This is a genomic window from Rhodoferax sp. WC2427, from assembly GCF_040822085.1.
Lineage (GTDB): Bacteria > Pseudomonadota > Gammaproteobacteria > Burkholderiales > Burkholderiaceae_C > Rhodoferax_B.
Genome location: NZ_CP162006.1, coordinates 4,443,776 through 4,462,560, shown reverse-complemented (window position 1 = coordinate 4,462,560; position 18,785 = coordinate 4,443,776). Strand labels below are relative to the sequence as shown.

The following is an 18,785-nucleotide window of genomic DNA, read 5'->3' as shown; positions in this document are numbered from 1 at the left end:
ATCGGCTGCCTGCGCTTGTTCCATCAGCGTAAGTAGCTATAAATTGTGTAGTGATTTGGGCGCTGCATGTCTTTGCCGGACGGACATCCATCCGGCCAGACAGCCCCCTATACTGCACTGCAACATGGCTTTGTCTGAAAGGTTTTACCGTGGCTTCTTCTGCATCTACTGCGTCCAAAAAGGCCTTGCCCGGCCCGCACCACGAGCAATGCACGCTGGTGCTGCAAGGTGGCGGCGCCTTGGGGGCCTACCAGGCGGGGGTGTATGAGGCGCTGCAAGAAAACGGCATTTGCCCCGAGTGGGTGGCGGGTGTGTCGATTGGGGCCATCAACGCGGCCATCATCGCGGGCAACCCACCGGCGCTGCGGGTGCCTCGGCTGAAGGAGTTTTGGGAGGGTGTGTCGTCCCAGCTGGTGGCCCCGGCACCGCCTTCCGAGTGGGGCGTCCAGGCGCGCGAGTTTTTCAACGAGTCCAGCGCGGCCATGGTGTCGATGCTGGGTGTGCCGGGCTTCTTCAAGCCCCGGGTACCGGCGGCGCAGTACCAGCCGCAGGGCACGCTGGCGGCTTTGGGCATTTACGACACCGAGCCGCTGCGCGCCACCTTGCACAAGCTGGTGGACTTTGACCGCATCAACCGCAACTGCCCGGACGGCAATGTGCGGCTGTCGGTAGGCGCGGTCAACGTGACCACCGGCAACTTTGCCTACTTTGATTCGGCCGACCGCATGCACACCAAGCCGCTGGGCCCGCAGCACATCATGGCCAGTGGCGCGCTGCCACCGGGTTTTTCGCCGGTGGAGGTGGACGGCGAGTTTTATTGGGACGGCGGGCTGGTGTCCAACACCCCGCTGCAGTACGTGATCGACCAGCCTGCCGCCGAAGACATGCTGGTGTTCCAGGTGGATTTGTTCAGCGCCCGGGGCCATATGCCACGCAACCTGAGCGAGGTGGCCGAGCGGGGCAAGGACATCCAGTTTGCCAGCCGCACCCGCTTCAACACCGACCAGGTGGCGATACAGCAAAAGCTCTCCAGCGCCGCCCAAAAGCTGGCCGCCAAGCTGCCGCCCGAGTTTGCCAACGACCCGGATCTGAAAAAGCTGCTGAACGCCGGATCGGCTGCCGCCGTGACCATCGTGCACCTGATCCACCGCAGCAAGCACTTTGAAACCCAGTCCAAAGACTACGAGTTCTCGCGCGCTACGGTGCGCGAGCACTGGGCTGCTGGCCGCGCCGACGTGGAGCGCAGCCTGGCCGACCCGCGCTGGCTCCACCGCCACCGCCCTCCGGCGGGCGTGAATGTGCTGGACTTGACCAAGCCCGAGGGGCTCTAGCCGCCTAACCTGCCCGCATTTCGACCGAGTCGCGCACCACCAGCGTGGGCTCCAGCAGGCGCTGGGGTTCGGTCAAAACCTCCCCGGCGGCCAGCCGCAAGGCCAGTTGGGCGGCGGTGCGGGCCAGCGCGGCCACGGGGTGGTGCACCGTGGTCAGGCGCGGGTGGATCAGGTCGGCGTATTCCACGTCGTCAAAGCCGATCAGCGATAGCTCGGTGGGCACCGCGATACCGGCGGCCCGACAAAAATTCAGTGCGCCAAAAGCCATCTGGTCGTTCAGGCAGAAGACTGCACTCAAGGCCGGTTGGCGGGCCCGCAGAGCGGCCATGCAGGTGCTGCCCGAGGCGAAGTGGAAGTCGCCTTCGCACACGCGTTTCAACGGAAGCGTTAAACCGGCGGCTTTCAGGGTGCTGCGAAAGGCGTCCAGGCGCTGCATGCTTTCCGGGTTGGAGCGCGGCCCGGCAATCACCCCGATGTCGCGGTGGCCGCAGCGCAGCAGGTACTCGGCCGCCAGGCGACCACCGGTGTGGTTGTCGAGTTGCACGCAGCGGGCTTCAAAGCCCGGCACGGTGCGGTGGATGACCACCATGTGCGGGTTGTGGCGCAGCATCTCGGCCAGCGCCTGGTCGGACAACTGGCCGGGGTACAGGATGATGGCATCGCAGCGCCGCTGCCGCAGAAATTGCAGGCCGTTGGCCACCTCGTCCACGCTGTTCTTGCCGCAGGTGACGATGAGGTAGCTGCCCACGGCGCTGACGGCTTCTTCGATGGCATTGACCAGCGGGGCAAAAAAGGCCCCGGACAAATGCGGCACCACCAGCCCCACACATTCCGAGCGTCGGCTCGCCAGCGAGGCGGCGAAGCTGTTGCGCGAAAAGTCCAGCTCGCGCATGGCGGCTTCCACCTTCAGGCGGGTGGCTTCGCGCACTTTGTGCGGGTCGTTCATGACCCGGGAGACGGTGGCGCTGGAGACACCGGCCCGGGCGGCAACGGTGTGGATGGTGGACATGGGGTGGACGCTTCAGGTGGCTGGGGGTTCAAATACCCCTGTCACCTGATCTTACCGCCCACCCCAGGCGGCTCAGCGCATCCGTCGCCGTGTGGCCCACAGCCCGAAGGCCCCCACGCCCAGCAAGGCCAGCGAGCCGGGTTCGGGGACGCTGTTGGCGCTGGCCTGCAGGTTGTCGATGCCGAAGCTGTCGGACGCACCCGTCACGTCAAACCAGATCGCCCGCACATTGCTGAACGGCGAGCCCAGCGCAAAGGGCGTGGCGGGAAAGCCCGTGTCTTTGCTGGGCAGCAACTGCGCGAAGTCGTCGCTGCTGCCGTCGGCCGAGGCGTGCACGTAGACCTGCTCATTGCCCGATGCCGGGCCGCCGCCGACATCGGTGTTGGCGACGAGGTCGAAGCCGCCCAGGCTGAAGGCGCCGCCGTCGGTACGGGTCAGGCGGATCTGCGTCAGGTAGCCAAAGTTGCCGGTGGCCCAGTGGCCTTGCAGCACGTCGTTGCCCACTTCGTAGAAGTCGCCCACGTTGCTGGAAAAAGCCGAGTCGGTGCCGATGAAGGTGAAGCGGAAACCGGCTTCTTCGTAGCTGTGTACATCGTCCCAGTTGACGGCGTTGTTGGTGACGTGGGTGGAGCCGTCATTGTGGGTCACCGTGCCGCCGGTGAAGGTGACCAGCGAGGCCTGGGCCGAGGTGGCCAGGCCGCAGGCGAGCAGGGCTGCCGCGAAGATGTGGGTTGTGGACATGTATTTTCCTGTTGAAACTTATTGGACGAATCGGACGTTGCGCACCTGGAACTGCACGCCTTGCTGGTCACCCCATTTCGGGAAGATGGCAAACGGCACGTTGGTGCGGCGCAGGTCAAAGCAGGCAGACTGGGCCGCGGTGATAGTGGCCATGTTGATGCTCACCGGTTGCCAGCCACCCGCGGCAGGGCGGCCAAACAGCACGTCGCCGGTGTTGCAGTTGGTGCCTGCGCTTTCCATCTTCACCACCAGGCCGCCGGTGTTGCTGCCGTAGCTGCCCACGTTGATGTCGAACTGCAGCTTGCCGCCGGTGAAGTTGCCCAGGTTGATGGGGCCGCTGTCGTTGAAGAACAGCAGGCCGTCGCCCCCGTCGGCGGCAAAGTTCAGCGCCAGCTCGCCCGTGGGCAGCACGCTGAAGCTGGTGTGCACACCGTTGGTGGAATAGGTGTTGGCCTTGAAGCCGTCGGACACCACGCCGTTGTTGAACACGGTGTAGGTGGGGCCGGGCTTGGGCGTGGGCAGGGCCACATCGGGCGGCACCAGGGTGTTGCAGGCCACCGCGTCGGCATCTTTGGCGGCACCCGGCACCCAGCGGATGTGGGCAAACGAGGCGCTAAAGGCTTTCTCGGTGTACACGAGGAACGGCGTGTTGATGGTGGCGAAGTCGGTGCCCTTGGCGGCAAAGCAGCTCAGTGGCAGCTTGACCGTGCGCTTGGTGTTCAGGCCCAGGGTGCTGAACAGCGTGGTGCCGTCCACTTCGCCGATGCAGGGGTAGCTGCAGTCGATGCGCACCTTGACCAGGCCTTCGGGCAGCTGGTGCACGATGGTGTCAAACACCAGTGCCGCGTCCGAGTTGAGGTAGCTTTGCTGGTCGCTGGTGCCGGGCTGCTGCGCGTAGAACTGGCCGGTGCCGGTCCAGGTGAGCTTCTTGCCGTCTTGCTGCACGTTCACCTGGGTGGTTTCGGCCTTGAGGGTGGCGTGGGCAATGACCGCGTTCAAGTCGGAGCCCAGCAAGGTGCCGCCCCAGTTTTCGGGCGAGCCGATGCCCAGCGCAAACGGGGCCTGGTCGGTGGAGTTGAAGATCTCCAGGTCCACCGCGGTGGTGCCGCCCCCAGCCGTTTGTCCGCAGCCCAGGGTGGGCACGGTTTCGTCCAGTGGGGCCAGGGTTTTCTGGTCGGCGTAGCGCATGCCGTAGCCGTAGGCAAACAGCGGGTCGTAGGCGGCGTCGCCCACGTTCAGCGGGGTCTGGCAGCCCGACTTGGGCCACGAGAAAGACAGCTTGCCCATGGTGTCGAAGTTGACCTTGCCGTTGTAGGTGCGGAAGAGCACGTCGCCCACGCCCTTGCCCTCGGTGCCGGGCAGCCAGGCCACCACAAACGCGTCTGAACGGTTGATCTCCTTGTTGACCAGCACCGGGCGACCCGTCACCAGCACGGTGACCACCGGCACGCCCTTGCCGCTCACGGCGTTCAGCACGGCCAGATCTTCGGGGTAGCGGCGGGCATGTTCCAGCGTGCCGGTTTTGCCGATGTCGCCCACGCCTTCGGCGTACGGCGTTTCACCGATCACGGCGATCACCGCCTTGAAGTCGGCCAGGTTGACACCTGCGCCCGTGGCGCTGTAGGTGACGTTGGCGGCACCGGTGGCGGCCTGGATGCCCGCCAGAATGCTGTCGGCATTGGGGAAGTCGGCGTTGGTGTTGGAGGTGCCTTGCCAGGTGAGCGACCAGCCACCGGTCTGGTTCGACAGGTTGTCGGCCGATTTGCCCACCACCAGCACTTTTTGGCCGCGCACCAGGGGCAGCAGGTTGTTGTTGTTCTTCAGCAGCACCAGCGATTTGCGCACCGCCTCGCGGGCCAGCACGCGGTGTTGCAACTGGGCGGCATCGCCAGCGTTCAGGCGCTCCAGGGGGCGCTTGGCGCTGAAGATACCGGCGCGCATCTTGACCCGCAGGATGCGGGTCACGGCATCGTCGATGCGCGCCATGGGGATGGTGCCGTTTTGCACCTGGGCCATGGTGTTGGTGATGAAGCCCTGCCACTGGTCGGGCACCATGATCATGTCGACCCCGGCGTTGATGGCCTGGGCACAGCTGGCATCGCTGCAGCCAGGCACCTGGCCGTGGCCGTTCCAGTCGCCAATCACAAAGCCGTCAAAGCCGATCTTGGTTTTCAGTACATCGGTCAGCATTTCCTTGCTGCCGTGCATCTTGCCCACGGTGATGCCCAGGCTCTCGTTGGTCCAGCTGTTGAAGGAGGCCATCACGGTCTGCGCGCCTGCGCCCAGCGCCGAGTAGTAGCCCTGGCCGTGGATGTTGACCATCTCGCTTTTGCTGGACATGTTCACGCCTTGGTCCTTGCCCTGGTCGGTGCCGCCGTCGCCCATGAAGTGCTTGGCGGTGGCGATCACGTTGGTGGGTTTGGTGAGGTCGCCTTGCAGGCCCTTGATCATCTCGTAGCCGTATTTGTTGACGATCAGCGGGTCTTCGGAGTAGCCCTCGTAGGTGCGGCCCCAGCGGTCGTCGCGCACCACCGCCAGCGTGGGCGCAAAGCTCCAGTCGATGCCGGTGGAGGCGACCTGCGTGGCCACCGCCTGGCCGATGCGCCGCACCAGCGCCGGGTCGTTGGCGGCACCCAGGCCGATGTTGTGCGGGAACAGCGTGGCGCCATAGACATTGCCGTGGCCGTGGACCGCGTCGGTGCCCCAGATCACCGGGATCTTCACCTTGGAGTCGGTGGCCATCGAGGCCATCCAGTAGGCATCGGCCAGCTTGACCCAGTCGCTGGAGAGCGCGTGCTTGTTGTTCTGCGGCCAGGAGCCGCCGCCGTTGAGCACCGAGCCGATGTAGAACTGGCGCACCTGGTCGGGCGTGATGCTCTTGATTTCGGGCTGCGTCATCTGGCCTACTTTTTCCGCCAGGCTCATGCCGTCCACGATGGTCTTGATGCGGGCTTCCAGCGCGGCGCTGCTGGGCAGGTCGCTGGTGATGTGGGGCCAGTCGGCGTACTGGGGCAGGGTGGCAGCCGCCGCCGCCTTGGCCTGCAGGTCGGTCAGCGCCGCCGGGCTGGAGCCGCCCCCGCATCCGGCGAGCAAGGCGGCACTGCACAGTGCCGCCAGGCCTCTGCGTCGGTGGGTTGGTAAGTCGTAATGCATGCTGTCTCCAGTGGGTGTGGAAAAACGGGCATGGTCCGGGTGATCGGGCTCCCAAATCCATGCAATGTAAGCGGTTACATTGTCTTTGCAACCCACGGCATGGCATCGGTAGATGCCCTCGGTAACTACGTGTAACTCCGCTACATGTGTTTCTTTATGTAACGGAGTGGGTTTTAGAAGCCCTGGGCGAGCAGCCGCGTGACCTCTGCCGCGGGCAGCGCCTGGCAGCCGCTGGCGTTCTGCCCCGACCACAGCGGCGAGAAATCGCCTTGCCCCAAGCGCTCTGCCGCCGCCCGCAGCGGGGCCATGGCGGCGGTCGCCATGGGGAATGCCGGGGCCGCTGCGCTGATGGGGCCCTGCTCACGCATCACCCGGTTCAGAATGCCGCGCGCGGGCCGTCCAGTGAACACATTGGTCAAGGCCGTGTGGCGTGCCGCCTCGCTTTGCAGCGCGGCCCGGTGCACGGCGCTGGTGGTGGCCTCGGGGCACAGCAGGTAGGCGGTGCCGATCTGCACCCCCGCTGCGCCCAGCGCCATGGCCGCTGCCACGCCCTGGGCATCGGCAATGCCCCCGGCGGCAATCACCGGCACATTGACGGCCTTGACGATTTGCGGCAGCAGGGCGAAGGTGCCCATTTGCCGCGTCAGGTCGTCTGCCAAGAAGTGCCCGCGGTGCCCGCCCGCCTCCAGGCCCTGGGCAATGATGGCATCCACCCCCTGCGCCTGCAGCCACAGGGCTTCTTCTACCGTGGTGGCGGACGACAGCACCTTGGCCCCCCAGCTGCGCACCACCTCCAGCAGGGCCGGGCTGGGCAGGCCGAAATGGAAGCTCACCACTGGCGGCTTGAAGGTGCGCAGCAGGTGCGCGGCCTCGGCGCTGAACGGTGCGCGACCCGGGCCGGGCACGATGCAGGCCAGGTCCAGTCCCATCTCCTGGTAGTACGGTGCCAGCGCCGCGCGCCAGGGCGTGTCATCGGCAGGCGGTGGGGGCGTGTGGCAGAAAAAGTTGACGTTGTAGGGCTGCGTGGTCTGCGCCTGGATGCGCGTCAGCTCGGCCTGCAAGGCGTCCAGCCCCAGCATGGCGGCGGGCAGGGAGCCCAGGCCCCCGGTGTTGCTCACGGCCACAGCCAGGGCGCTGCCCTGGACCCCGGCCATGGGGGCTTGGATGAGGGGCAGTTGGGTGCCCAGCAGGGTACAGAGGTGCATGGCGTGGTTCTCGGTAGAAAAAAGATGCCGCCAGTGTAAGAAACCGCAGTTTCCGCCCGACTACCCCCCAGCAAGGCGAAACACCCTGCTGTATTCAACCCCTCAGTGCTTTTTTCAACCGGAGATCTTCATGACCGCTTCCACCCAATCCTTCGCTTCCACCGCTGTGCTGGCCCTGGCCCTGGGCTCTGCCCTGGCGATGGCCGCCGCCCCGGCTGCCGCTGCCGACGAAAAAGAAAAATGCTTCGGTGTGGCCATGGCCGGCAAGAACGATTGTGCCGCCGGTGCGGGCACCACCTGTGCGGGTACTTCCAAGATGGACTACCAGGCCAATTCCTGGAAGTATGTGCCCGCAGGCACCTGCGAATCCATGAAGTCCGCCACCTCGCCGACCGGCATGGGCCAGAAGATGGCTTTCCCCGCCAAGATGTAAACACTGTCCAAGGCCCGCCATGCCCACAACCTTGCCGCCCGGTGTGGGCATCGGCCTTAAATCTGCCCACATCCGGGAGATTCTGGACACCGCACCCGACCTGGGTTTTTTTGAAGTCCATGCCGAGAACTACCTGGTAGACGGCGGCCCGGCCCACCACTATCTGGCCCGCATCCGCGAACGCTATCCGCTGTCCATCCACGGCGTGGGCCTGTCCATCGGGGCCGACGCGCCGCTGGACACCGCCCACCTTGACGCGCTGGCCGTGCTGCTCGACCGCTATGCCCCCCAATCCTTTTCCGAGCACCTGGCCTGGTCCACCCACGGCGACGTGTTCCTGAACGACCTGCTGCCCTTGCCCTACACCGCCGCCACCTTGCAACGCGTGTGCGACCACATCGACCAGGTGCAGACCCGCCTGCAGCGCCGCATGCTGCTGGAGAACCCCGCTACCTATGTGGAATTTGTGGCCTCCACCTGGCGTGAAGCGGACTTCATCCGCGAGGTGGTGCGCCGCACCGGCTGCGGCCTGCTGCTGGACGTGAACAACGTGTTTGTCTGCAGCGTGAACCACCACTTTGATCCGCACACCTACCTGCAGGCCCTGCCGCTGCAGGCCGTGGGCGAGATCCACCTGGCCGGTTTTGCCGAAACCCAGGACGGTGCAGGCGACCCGCTGCTGATCGACAGCCACGGCGCACCCGTGGCCCAGGCGGTATGGGATTTGTATGCCTTTGCGCTGGGCCTGACTGGCCCCGTGCCCACCCTGGTCGAGCGTGACAACGACGTGCCTGCCTGGCCGGTGCTGTGGGCCGAGGCGCGGGCGGCGCAAGCAATGTTGGCGGCCCAACCCCCTCACGCCAACCTGCTCCCCCAAGGTGGAGAGGGCGCAATACGGAATGCGCTGCCTTACTCCCTCTCCCGCCGCGCGGGAGAGGGCCGGGGTGAGGGTGTGCAATGACATCCCAAACCACCTTCGCCGCCGCCGTGCTCGACCCCGCACTGCCCGCACCCACCGGCCTGCGGGTGTGGAACGGCTCCGACCCCGCCGCACGCTTTGCCATCTACCGCAACAACCTAGCCGTGTCGCTGGTGGATGCGCTGGCCGACACCTTTCCCGCCGTGCAAGAGTTGGTGGGCGGGGACTTCTTTCGGGCCATGGCGCGCCTGTACGTGCAGGCCCACCCGCCGCACACCCGGGCCATGGCCTGGTACGGCGCAGGCTTTGCCGCTTTTGTCGACAACTTTGGGCCTGCCGCCAGCGTGCCCTACCTGGCTGACGTGGCGCGGCTGGAGATGGGCCGGGTGCGTGCCTACCACGCTGCCGATGTAGATGCGGTGGCCCCCCAGGCGTTGCAGGCCGCGCTGGCCGACCCGCAGCAGCTGGCTCAACTGCGGCTGGACCTGCACCCATCGTTGCAGGTCATTGCATCCCGCTTCGCCGTGTTTTCGCTCTGGGCGGCCCACCGGGGTGCGCTACAGGCCGCCGACGTAGACCCTGCGCTGCCGCAAACCGCACTGGTGTCGCGCCGGGGGCTGGACGTGGAGGTGCTGGAGGTCTCTGCCGCCGCCGGGGCCTTCATCACCGCCCTGCAGCAGGGCTGCAGCCTGCTGGCCGCCACCCGCAGCGACCCCACGCTGGACCTGCCCGCCACCCTGGCCCTGCTGATACGCCAGCAACTCATCACCCGCCTTTCGACCGGAGAGCCCCATGACCACCACCAGCCCTGACCCATCCCTCGTGCGCCGCTTCATCGCCGCCTGCACGCGCATCCCCGATTCGGCGATCGCCTTGCTGGCCCGCTTTTCCATCGCCGCCGTGTTCTGGAAGTCTGGCCAGACCAAGGTCGAGGGCCTGGCCATCGACCTCGTGGGCGGCGAGCTCCACCTGGGCTGGCCGCACCTGTCGGACTCGGCCGTGGCACTGTTCCAGCAGGAGTACAAGCTGCCCCTGCTGCCCCCCGAGTTGGCCGCGACCCTGGCCGCCTGCGCCGAGCATGTCTTTCCCGTGTTGTTGTTGCTGGGCCTGGCCACGCGCCTGTCGGCCCTGGGCCTGCTGGGCATGACGCTGACCATCCAGCTCTTCGTCTACCCCGACGCCTACCCCACCCACGGCACCTGGGCGGCACTGCTGCTGTACCTGGTGGCGCAGGGGCCGGGGAAGCTGTCGGTGGATGCGTGGATCGCGCGGCGCCGGGGGTGGTATTTGCTACATATCTAATAGCTGCTCACGCTCTATGAATGGGCGCTAGCGGCATGTTTGGCTTAAAGGAGGGTAGCCTCGCACCCTGCCTGGGCCCGCGCAAGCCCGGATTGACGGAGGCGGCTGCGGCTGCCCATACTGGCAGGGTTTTTCCACCGGCCCACCCACGCGATGCAACCCTTGCCCGACACCGAATCCACCACCCCGCCGCCCACTGGCTATGTGCCCTACGTGCCGCCGCCCAGCACCGCGCCCCAGCGCGAGATCGTGGCGCTGGCCCTGGCCGACCCGCTGCGCTGGCTGGCCGCAGGCGGGCGTGACCTGCTGGCGGCCAAGGGTATTGCGCTGTTTTACGGCCTGTGCTTCTGGCTGATGGCGGTGGTGCTGGCGGCGGTTTTTCGGCACCAGCCGGAATACACCATGTCGATTGTCTCGGGCTGCTTTCTGGTGGGGCCGTTTTTGGCCATGGGTTTGTACGAGGTCAGCCGCCGCCGCGAGCTCGGCCTGGTGCCCGAGCTGGGCGCATCCATCACCTGCTGGGACGCGCACATCCGCAGCATGGCGATGCTGGTCCTGGTGCTGATGGTGCTGGAGTTGCTGTGGGGCCGGGCCTCGCTGGTGGTGTTTGCGGTGTTCTTCCACACCGGCATGCCGTCTACCGCCAACGTGCTGCAGGCCGTCTTCAGCCCCGATAACTGGCAGTTCCTGGCGACGTATCTGGTGGTGGGCAGCGTCTTTGCCGGGCTGGTGTACGCCTTTTGCGTGGTGTCCATCCCCATGGTGCTGGACCGCGATACCGACGCCATCACCGCCGCCATCACCAGCTTCCAGGTGGTCACCTCGAACCCGCTGACCATGCTGCTGTGGGGCGTTCTTATCACCTCGCTGCTGCTCGGGGCGATGCTGCTGCCCTGGAGTGTGGGGCTGCTGCTGGTCGGTCCCTGGCTCGGGCATGCGAGCTGGCATGCCTACCGGCGCGCCGTGCGCTGGGCTGAACCTGGGCCGGCAGGGACCTGAGGCTCCAGGCCGCGGGTGTTGGGGCCGGTAAATAAATCCGCGCCCGGCACAGCCGTCGCCGCATTGGAGACAGGATTTTCGGCAAAATGTGCGCTGGGTAACGTTTCGTAACAATACGGAGCCAGGGACCCCTGTTTTCGACTGTGTGGTCAGGGTGGTCGCCCATGGTGCGCGCGCGAATCTATAACCTTGTTGGGAGTTTTTATGTCTGCAATTTTTACCTCCTTGCGTGGGAAGATCGTGGCGGTCACCGGTGCCGTGCTGCTGGTCGGCTTGGTCGGTCTGTCTGCCAACAATGTATGGACGGCCCGGACCTATGCGCTGGATTCGCTGGACAGCCAGACCCAGTCGTTGGCACGCTCCCATGCCGAAGGCGTTGCCGAATGGGTTGCGCAAAACCAGCGGGTGGTGGCCTCGTTGGCGACCGCGGTGAACGATGAAGACCCCGTCAAGTCATTGGCACAAGCCAAGATTGCCGGTGGCGTCGATTCTGTGTACATCGGCTATCCCGACAAGAAGGCTTTCTTCTCGGAGAAGCCCACCGTGCCGCCAGGATGGGACCCCACTGCGCGCCCGTGGTACCTGCAGGCGGCAGCGGCTTCCGCCCCGGTGGTGACGGCACCCTATGTCGATGCGAGCACCAAAAAGCTGGTCATTACCTTTGCCTCTGCTTCCAGAGACGCAGGCCAGGTGAAGGCGGTGATTGCGGCCGATGTGTACATGGATACCGTGTTGCGCAACGTGGCTTCCATCCGCCCCACACCAGGCACCTACGGCTTTATTGTGGCCAAGGACGGCACGATCGTGGTCCATGAAGATGCCAGTCTGCTGCTCAAGCCGGTGACCGACATCGCCCCCAGCCTGGGCCAGGGGGGCTTGACCCGCTTGCAAGGGCTGACCGAGGTCCGCGTCCGCGATGAGGACCGCTTGGTCTACGCGGCACCGATTGCCGGTACCGACTGGACCCTGGTGGTGGCGCTGCACCGCAACGAGGCCATGGCCAGTATCCGGGCCATGGTGTGGACATCGTTTCTAGGTTGCCTGGTCGTGGTGGTGCTGGTGTTGCTCGTCATTGCCGGCGTGCTCAGCAAGACCCTGACCCGCCTGACGGTGCTGCGCGATGCCATGCAAGAGGTGGGTTCGGGTGACGGTGACCTGACCCTGCGTGTTGCCACCACGGGCAACGACGAACTGTCCACCATTGCCTCCAGCTTCAACCAGTTTGTCGAGAAGATCGATGCCGTGATGCAGCGGGTGCGCAGCAGCGCGGACGGCGTGGCCATGGCCAGTGCCGAAATCTCGCAAGGCAACAACGATCTGAGTGCCCGCACGGAACACCAAGCCAGCGCGCTTGAGGAAACCGCCGCGTCGATGGAAGAGCTGGGCTCTACCGTGCGCCAGAACGCCGACAACGCCCGCCAGGCCAACCAGCTGGCCATGAGCGCCTCGACGGTCGCCATCCAGGGCGGCGAAGTGGTCGGCCAGGTGGTCGAGACCATGAAGGGCATCAACGACAGCTCCAAGAAGATCGCCGACATCATCAGCGTGATCGACGGCATCGCCTTCCAGACCAACATCCTGGCGCTCAATGCCGCGGTGGAAGCCGCCCGTGCGGGCGAGCAGGGCCGGGGCTTTGCGGTGGTGGCCAGCGAGGTACGGTCCCTGGCGGGGCGTTCGGCCGATGCAGCCAAAGAAATCAAATTGCTGATCTCGGCCAGCGTGGAGCGGGTCGCGCAGGGCACCACCCTGGTGGACCAGGCTGGCACCACCATGACCGAGGTGGTCAGCTCCATCCAGCGTGTCACCCAGATCATGGGCGCCATCAGCCTCGCCAGCTCCGAGCAAAGCCAGGGCGTGGCCCAGGTGGGCGAAGCCGTGACGCAAATGGACCAGACCACCCAGCAAAATGCGGCGCTCGTCGAGCAGATGGCGGCGGCCGCCAGCAGCCTGAAGGCCCAGGCGGGCGATCTGGTGCAGGTGGTGGGGGTGTTCAAACTGGGGGCCGGTGCCGCCCACCATGACCGCCAGCGGGTCGCCGCCATCGCGCCGGTGCGTGTGCCGCCCTCCGTGCGTGCCATACCCGCCCCGGCGGCACGCAGCGGGCCCCCGCTGTCGGCGGCCAAGCCGGTGGCGCCACGGCCCAGCCCGGCCAAACTGGCCGCGCCTCAGCCAAGGCCGGTACCTACCAAGTCAGCCGACAGTGCCTCGGATTGGGCGTCTTTTTAAGACCCGAAGGGATTAGCCCGCCGTAGCGTCGACCAGGGCCTGCAACTTGGCTTTGGCGGCACCGGACTCAATCGCTTTGCGCGCCAGCACCAAACCTTCGGCCATCGAGCCCGCCACGTTGGCGGCGTAGAGGGTAGCCCCGGCGTTCAAAATCACGATGTCGCGCGCGGCGCCGTGGTCGTTGTCCAGCACGCCCAGCAGCATGGCTTTGGACTGTTCGGGGGTTTCCACGCGCAGATTGCGGTGGCTGGCCATGGTCATGCCGAAATCTTCGGGGTGGATCTCGTATTCGCTGATTTCGCCGTTTTTGAGCTCGCCCACCACGGTGGCGGCGCCCAGGCTGACCTCGTCCATACCGTCCTTGCCGTAGACCACCAGCGCGTGCTCGGCGCCCAGGCGCTGCAGGGCGCGCACCTGGATGCCGACCAGGTCGGGGTGGAACACGCCCATCAGGATGTTGGGCGCGTCGGCGGGGTTGGTCAGGGGGCCGAGGATGTTGAACAGGGTGCGCACGCCCAGTTCCTTGCGCACCGGGGCCACGTTCTTCATGGCCGGGTGGTGGTTGGGGGCGAACATGAAACCGATGCCGACCTCGGCTACGCATTGGGCGATGCGCTCTGGCGAGAGGTTGATGTTGACGCCCAGGCTCTCCAGCACGTCGGCGCTGCCGCTTTTGCTGCTGACGCTGCGCCCACCGTGCTTGCTGACCTTGGCCCCGGCGGCGGCGGCCACAAACATGGAGCAGGTGGAGATGTTGAAGGTGTGCGAGCCGTCGCCACCAGTGCCGACGATGTCCACCAGATGCGTCTTGTCGGCCACGTGGACCTTGGTGGAGTACTCGCGCATCACCTGGGCGGCGGCGGTGATTTCACCGATGGTTTCCTTCTTCACGCGCAGGCCGGTGATCAGCGCGGCCATCATCACCGGCGACATTTCGCCGCGCATGATGAGCCGCATGATGTGCAGCATCTCGTCGTGGAAGATTTCGCGGTGTTCGATGGTGCGTTGCAGGGCTTCTTGGGGGGTGATCATGGGGGGACTCGCTTTCAGGGTTTGGCCGACAGGGCCAGTTTGATACCAAAACCGACAAACAGTGCGCCCGCACAGCGTTCCAGCCAGTGCATGCCGCGCCGCACCGCGCCCATGCGCTGGGCGGCCCAGGCGGCCAGCAGGGCATAGCCCAGGTTGATGGGCACGGCGTTCAGGTTGAACAGCAGGCCCAGCAGCAGGAAAGCCAGCGTGGGCTGCGGTGCGCCCGGGGTGATGAACTGCGGCAAAAAGGCCAGAAAGAACAGCGCCACCTTGGGGTTCAGCGCATTGGTCCAGAAACCTTGCAGAAACACTTTTTTCAAGCTTTTTTGGCCGCTAGCGCTTATTACATGTGCGTGAGTAGCTCCTGAATCTGTAGCATCCGCCGGTGCGGGTGCGCGCAGCATCTGGATGCCCACCCACACCAGGTAGGCCGCGCCCAGCCACTTGAGCACGGTGAAGGCCGTGGCCGACGCGGTGATCAGCGCGCTGACCCCCACCGCGGCGGCAAAGATGTGCACGAAGCAGCCCGCGGTGATGCCCATGGCCGCCACCACGCCCGCGCGCCAGCCGCCGCGCAGCCCGTTGGACAGGATGTAGAACACGTCCGGCCCCGGCGTCAGGTTCAGCAGCCAGCCCGAAGCGATGAACAGCGGCAGGTGATTGACGCCCAGCGTTTCGAGCGTCACCGCGCCCCCTGGTCCAGGAAGTTTTTCAGCATCGCGTGGCCGTGCTCGGTGAGGATGGACTCGGGGTGGAACTGCACACCTTCGATGGCCAGCGTCTTGTGGCGCACGCCCATGATTTCGCCGTCGTCGGTCCAGGCGGTGATGTCCAAATCAGCCGGGCAGCTGCTGCGCTCGATGGACAGCGAGTGGTAGCGGTTCACCGTGAACTGCTCCGGCAGCCCGGCAAACACGCCTTGCTGCGTGGTGGTGATGACGCTGGTCTTGCCATGCATCAGCTGCTGCGCCCGAATGATGGTGCCGCCAAAGGCTGCGCCAATCGCCTGGTGCCCCAGGCACACGCCCAGGATGGGCAGCTTGCCCGCAAAGTGCTGGATGGCGGCCACGGAAATGCCCGCCTCCTTGGGTGAGCAGGGGCCGGGCGAGATCACCAGCCGGTCCGGCGCGCGGGCGGCGATCTCTTCCAGGGTGATTTCGTCGTTACGCACCACCTCCACATCCGCCCCCAGTTCACCGAAGTACTGGACGATGTTGTAGGTGAAGCTGTCGTAGTTGTCGATCATCAGCAGTTTCATGAGAGGCTCCTGGACGTGGAAATGGGGGATGTATGGTGTGGAAGATCGGGGGCTGGGGTGTCTGCCACCTCCGCTTCCCGCAGCGTGTCGGCCAAAAAGCGCTCCATCTCTTCGCGCTTGGGTAGCTCTAGCTGGTATTTGGACACGAACAATTGGTTGTCCATGCCTGCCAGCGCGTACTCCACCAGGGGCTGGTTTTTCTGCGTGCACAGCAAAATGCCAATGGGTGGGTTGTCGCCTTCCAGCACCATGTTTTTCTTGTACCAACTGACATAGGTGTTGAGCTGGCCGATGTTTTCATGGCTGAAGTTGCCGGTTTTCAGTTCGATCAGCACGTGGCATTTCAGGATGCGGTGGTAGAAAACCAGGTCTACAAAGAAGTGTTCGCTGCCAATCAAGAGCCGCTTCTGGCGGGCCTCAAAGCAAAAGCCATGGCCCAGCTCCAGCAGGAAGTCTTGCAGGTTGCCCAAAATGGCATCTTCCAGGGCCGACTCGTGCATCACCTCTTGGGGTTTGATGCCCAAAAACTCAAAAACATAGGGGTCGCGCACACTCAGCGTGGCTGCACTCTGCTCAGCCTGGCTTTGCACCTGGGCAGAGAGCAGGTTTTTGTTGGTGGAAAGGCTGCTGCGCTCGTAGTACAGGCTTGCGATTTGCCGCCTGAGTTCCCTTACCGACCAGTGGCCGCGCAAGCATTCGACCTCAAAAAAATGCCGTTTGAGGTCGTCTTCCACATCCACCAGCAACTCCAGGTGGCTGTATGAAAACTGGGCCACCAGTGCATCTGCCGCCAATTGTGGGGACGCTGTCACCACTTTCTGGGAATGCACTTCGGTCGGGCCTCCCCATGGAAGCAGGGTTTTCAATTGTGGAGACAGCGTCCCCACAATCTGCGGATAGGTGCGAAACAGCCGCAGGTAGCGGTAGAGCTGGCGTTTGTCACAGTTGCTAAGGCGCGCGGCGGTGAGCTCGCGCGCCAGGTTGGCAAACAGCTGGTCGCCATAGCCCGCACGATCGGCACCGCGCAGCTCAAAGGCATCGATGTAGTAGCCAATCATCCAGTTGCGCAGTGTCAGGCTCAGGTTGACGGCGCGTGCGGCTTGCGCCCCCAGTTCCTGGTGCACATGGACGATGGACTGGACCAGCTCTTTGAATTCGAGCAGAGCAGGCGAGCTCACTCCAAACCTTCTTCAACAAGTTCGCTGGCGCGCAGCAGGGCGCGGGCTTTGGCTTCGGTTTCTTTCCATTCCAGCTCGGGCACCGAGTCGGCCACCACCCCGGCGGCGGCTTGCACGTACAGGGTCTGGTTCTTGATGATGCCGGTGCGGATGGTGATGGCCACGTCCATGTCGCCCGCATAGCTGATGTAGCCGCAGGCGCCGCCGTACAGGCCGCGCTTGGTGGGCTCCAGCTGGTCGATCAGCTCCATGGCGTGGACCTTGGGCGCGCCGGTCAAAGTGCCCGCGGGGAAGGTGGCCTTCAGCACGTCGATGGCGCTCATGCCGTCCAGCAGCGTGCCTTCCACGTTGCTGACGATGTGCATCACATGGCTGTAGCGCTCTACCGCAAAGGCTTCGGTGACCTTGACCGTGCCGATCTTGGCGATGCGGCCGATGTCATTGCGGGCCAGGTCGATCAGCATCACGTGTTCGGCGCGCTCCTTGGGGTCGGCGATGAGCTCGGCTTCGACGGCCTTGTCGGCCTCGGGCGAGGAGGCGCGGGGGCGGGTGCCTGCCAGCGGGCGGATGGTGACCTTTTGCTCGCCATTCGCCATGGACTCCTGGCGCACCAGGATTTCGGGCGAGGCCGCCACCACATGGAAGTCGCCCATGTTGTAGAAGAACATGTAGGGCGAGGGGTTCAGCGCCCGCAGCGCGCGGTACAGCGACAGGGGCGACTCGGTATAGCGCTTCTTGATGCGCTGGCCCACCTGCACCTGCATGAAGTCGCCGCCCGCAATCAGCTCCTTGGCGCGTTCCACCGCGGCGATGTAGTCGGCCTTGGCGAATTCGCGCTCGGTGGGGTGGCTTTGGGTGGGCTTGACGATGGGCGCGCTGACCGAATACTTGAGCTGCTCTTTCAGCTCACGCAGGCGCTTTTTAGCGGTCGGGTAGGCCTCGGGCTGGGTCGGGTCGGCGTAGACGATGAGGTACAGCTTGCCCGACAGGTTGTCGATCACCGCCAGCTCTTCGCACTGCAGCAGCATGATGTCGGGGCAGCCCAGGGTGTCGGGCGGGCAGCTGGCTTCGAGCTTTTTCTCGATGTAGCGCACCGCGTCGTAGCCAAAGTAGCCCGCCAGGCCACCGCAGAAGCGCGGCAGGCCGGGGCGCAAGGCCACCTTGAAGCGCTTCTGGTAGGCCTCGATGAAGTCCAGCGGGTTGCCCTGGTGGGTTTCCACCACCACGCCGTCGCGCACGACTTCGGTTGTGGCCGCCGCCCCAAAGCCGCTGGCGCGCAGGAAGCTGCGGGCGGGCAGGCCGATGAAGCTGTAGCGGCCAAAGCGTTCGCCACCCACCACCGACTCCAGCAGGAAGCTGTAGGCGCCCCCATTGCGGGTGTGGGCCAGCTTGAGGTAGAGCGAGAGTGGGGTTTCCAGGTCGGCGAAGGCCTCCAACATCAAGGGGATGCGGTTGTACCCGTCCTGGGCCAGGCTTTTGAATTCAAGTTCGGTGATCACGGAAGTGCCTTTGTGAGAGAGTCCGGGCCCGTTTCATGGCGGGGCCGGGGGCACAGCACGGGGTGCTGTATGTCGATTCAGCCTCAGGGGGTGAGGCGTGGGGCGCACGGCCGCGCCGTGCAATTCAGGTGCGCGCAGAATGTGGCTTGCGCCAAGACCAGGCTCCCTGGCCGGGGCAGCCTGCAGTGATCGTGCGTGGAATGGACATACGCAAAGTGTAGCAAACACGCGGCGGGCTCGGCGGGCCCAGGGTGGCATGGCGTGCACCGTTGCGTGAACACGTCACATTGCGCAGCTCGGCCGAAAATGCACCAGGCAACAGCCTGGCGCGAATGCGATCTGGCTGGGTGTGGCCGCTTCTGTTTTCGTGAAGCATGCTGTTACATTCTGAGGTGATGGTGAACGCGGATGGGCTTTATCCTGCTCCGTTGTGCGCGCAAGTGTGAAAACTTGTAAAAAATCCAAATCCAGTTCTAATGGTGTGCATCAAAGGGGAAATC

At 65.1% G+C, this 18,785-nt stretch carries 16 protein-coding genes; 7 read left to right on the top strand and 9 right to left on the bottom strand.

Going from position 1 to position 18,785, the window contains the following annotated elements; translation table 11 throughout:
- Positions 1-149: 149 nt before the first annotated feature.
- A complete protein-coding gene (locus tag AB3G31_RS20765) occupies positions 150-1,331 on the top strand; it encodes a patatin-like phospholipase family protein (protein WP_367847941.1) in 1,182 nt (393 codons plus the stop codon).
- A gap of 4 nt (positions 1,332-1,335) precedes the next feature.
- On the opposite strand, the gene AB3G31_RS20760 is transcribed toward AB3G31_RS20765, so the two are convergent.
- From AB3G31_RS20760 to AB3G31_RS20745, 4 genes are all read right to left on the bottom strand, one after another.
- Positions 1,336-2,340 carry a LacI family DNA-binding transcriptional regulator gene (locus tag AB3G31_RS20760; RefSeq protein ID WP_367847940.1) on the bottom strand — a complete coding sequence of 335 codons (1,005 nt, stop codon included), beginning with the start codon at positions 2,338-2,340 and terminating at the stop codon, positions 1,336-1,338.
- A gap of 72 nt (positions 2,341-2,412) precedes the next feature.
- Positions 2,413-3,081: a PEP-CTERM sorting domain-containing protein gene (locus AB3G31_RS20755; protein ID WP_367847939.1), complete on the bottom strand. Its 669-nt coding sequence runs from the start codon at positions 3,079-3,081 to the stop codon at positions 2,413-2,415.
- A gap of 18 nt (positions 3,082-3,099) precedes the next feature.
- On the bottom strand, positions 3,100-6,234 hold the full coding sequence (locus tag AB3G31_RS20750; RefSeq protein ID WP_367847938.1) for a glycoside hydrolase family 3 N-terminal domain-containing protein: 3,135 nt from the start codon (positions 6,232-6,234) through the stop codon (positions 3,100-3,102).
- 173 nt (positions 6,235-6,407) lie between these two features.
- Positions 6,408-7,439 (bottom strand): NAD(P)H-dependent flavin oxidoreductase, encoded by a 1,032-nt coding sequence (locus AB3G31_RS20745; RefSeq protein ID WP_367847937.1) that lies wholly within the window; start codon positions 7,437-7,439, stop codon positions 6,408-6,410.
- Between the two features lie 130 nt (positions 7,440-7,569).
- On the opposite strand from AB3G31_RS20745, the gene AB3G31_RS20740 reads away from it, so the two are divergent.
- The 6 genes from AB3G31_RS20740 to AB3G31_RS20715 all read left to right on the top strand — a co-directional run bounded on the left by AB3G31_RS20740 (position 7,570) and on the right by AB3G31_RS20715 (position 13,318).
- Positions 7,570-7,872 carry a DUF2282 domain-containing protein gene (locus AB3G31_RS20740; protein ID WP_367847936.1) on the top strand — a complete coding sequence of 101 codons (303 nt, stop codon included), beginning with the start codon at positions 7,570-7,572 and terminating at the stop codon, positions 7,870-7,872.
- A 19-nt stretch (positions 7,873-7,891) separates the two neighbouring features.
- Positions 7,892-8,833 (top strand): DUF692 domain-containing protein, encoded by a 942-nt coding sequence (locus tag AB3G31_RS20735; RefSeq protein WP_367847935.1) that lies wholly within the window; start codon positions 7,892-7,894, stop codon positions 8,831-8,833.
- On the top strand, positions 8,830-9,603 hold the full coding sequence (locus tag AB3G31_RS20730) for a DUF2063 domain-containing protein (RefSeq protein ID WP_367847934.1): 774 nt from the start codon (positions 8,830-8,832) through the stop codon (positions 9,601-9,603). Before AB3G31_RS20735 ends, AB3G31_RS20730 begins: the two co-directional genes overlap by 4 nt.
- Positions 9,584-10,093, top strand: coding sequence for a DoxX family protein (locus AB3G31_RS20725; RefSeq protein ID WP_367847933.1), 510 nt, complete (start codon positions 9,584-9,586; stop codon positions 10,091-10,093). Before AB3G31_RS20730 ends, AB3G31_RS20725 begins: the two co-directional genes overlap by 20 nt.
- 153 nt (positions 10,094-10,246) lie before the next feature.
- Positions 10,247-11,092 (top strand): DUF2189 domain-containing protein, encoded by an 846-nt coding sequence (locus AB3G31_RS20720; RefSeq protein WP_367847932.1) that lies wholly within the window; start codon positions 10,247-10,249, stop codon positions 11,090-11,092.
- A 204-nt stretch (positions 11,093-11,296) separates the two neighbouring features.
- Positions 11,297-13,318 carry a methyl-accepting chemotaxis protein gene (locus AB3G31_RS20715; protein WP_367847931.1) on the top strand — a complete coding sequence of 674 codons (2,022 nt, stop codon included), beginning with the start codon at positions 11,297-11,299 and terminating at the stop codon, positions 13,316-13,318.
- Positions 13,319-13,330: 12 nt separating this feature from the next.
- On the opposite strand, the gene trpD is transcribed toward AB3G31_RS20715, so the two are convergent.
- The 5 genes from trpD to trpE are packed head-to-tail and all read right to left on the bottom strand — an operon-like array spanning position 13,331 to position 18,285.
- Positions 13,331-14,350, bottom strand: a complete 1,020-nt coding sequence (gene trpD / locus AB3G31_RS20710; RefSeq protein WP_367847930.1) for an anthranilate phosphoribosyltransferase — start codon at positions 14,348-14,350, stop codon at positions 13,331-13,333.
- Between the two features lie 14 nt (positions 14,351-14,364).
- Positions 14,365-15,036 (bottom strand): LysE family translocator, encoded by a 672-nt coding sequence (locus tag AB3G31_RS20705; RefSeq protein ID WP_367847929.1) that lies wholly within the window; start codon positions 15,034-15,036, stop codon positions 14,365-14,367.
- Positions 15,033-15,608, bottom strand: coding sequence for an aminodeoxychorismate/anthranilate synthase component II (locus AB3G31_RS20700; protein WP_367847928.1), 576 nt, complete (start codon positions 15,606-15,608; stop codon positions 15,033-15,035). The genes AB3G31_RS20705 and AB3G31_RS20700 overlap by 4 nt, the downstream gene beginning before the upstream one ends.
- Positions 15,605-16,786 (bottom strand): YhcG family protein, encoded by a 1,182-nt coding sequence (locus AB3G31_RS20695; protein ID WP_367847927.1) that lies wholly within the window; start codon positions 16,784-16,786, stop codon positions 15,605-15,607. Before AB3G31_RS20695 ends, AB3G31_RS20700 begins: the two co-directional genes overlap by 4 nt.
- Positions 16,783-18,285, bottom strand: coding sequence for an anthranilate synthase component I (trpE, locus tag AB3G31_RS20690; RefSeq protein ID WP_367847926.1), 1,503 nt, complete (start codon positions 18,283-18,285; stop codon positions 16,783-16,785). Before trpE ends, AB3G31_RS20695 begins: the two co-directional genes overlap by 4 nt.
- Positions 18,286-18,785 lie beyond the last annotated feature (500 nt).